At 71.4% G+C, this 636-nt stretch carries 1 protein-coding gene; it reads right to left on the reverse strand.

The features are described 5' to 3' along the window. Window positions 1-636 (reverse strand): serine hydroxymethyltransferase (locus ACTVAJ_RS27630; RefSeq protein WP_470391220.1); only part of this gene is annotated, 636 nt, incomplete at both ends.

Consider the following 636-nt stretch of genomic DNA (forward strand, 5'->3'; position numbering starts at 1 on the left):
GGTCAGACGCTCGGCCAGCAGCCGGGCGCCCGCCACGGTGCGGCGCTGGCGTTCGACGAAGTCCTGGCCGGCGGCGACCCTGAGCGCGACGGCCTTGGCGGCGATCACGTGCTCCAGCGGGCCGCCCTGCATGCCCGGGAACACCGCGGAGTTGATCTTCTTGCCCAGTTCCTTGCGGGACAGGATCAGTCCGCCGCGGGGGCCGCCCAGGGTCTTGTGCGTGGTGGTGGTGACCACGTCGGCGTAGGGGACCGGGCTGGGGTGCTCGCCGGCGGCGACCAGGCCCGCGAAGTGGGCCATGTCGACCATGAGCAGGGCGCCGGTCTCGTCGGCGATCTGGCGGAAGCGGGCGAAGTCGAGCTGGCGGGGGTAGGCCGACCAGCCCGCCACGATCATCTTGGGCTGGTGCTCCTTGGCCAGGGCGGCGACCTCGTCGTAGTCGACGGTGCCGTCCTCCTCGCGTACGTGGTAGGCCACGGCGTTGAGGATCTTGCCGGAGTAGTTGATGCGCATGCCGTGGGTCAGGTGGCCGCCGTGGGCCAGGTCCAGGCCCAGGATGGTGTCGCCGGGCTTGAGCAGGGCGAAGTAGACGGCGGTGTTGGCCTGGGCGCCCGAGTGGGGTTGGACGTTGGCGTG

The sequence above is a fragment of the Nocardiopsis sp. KDC1DS13DA1 genome, assembly GCF_055632325.1.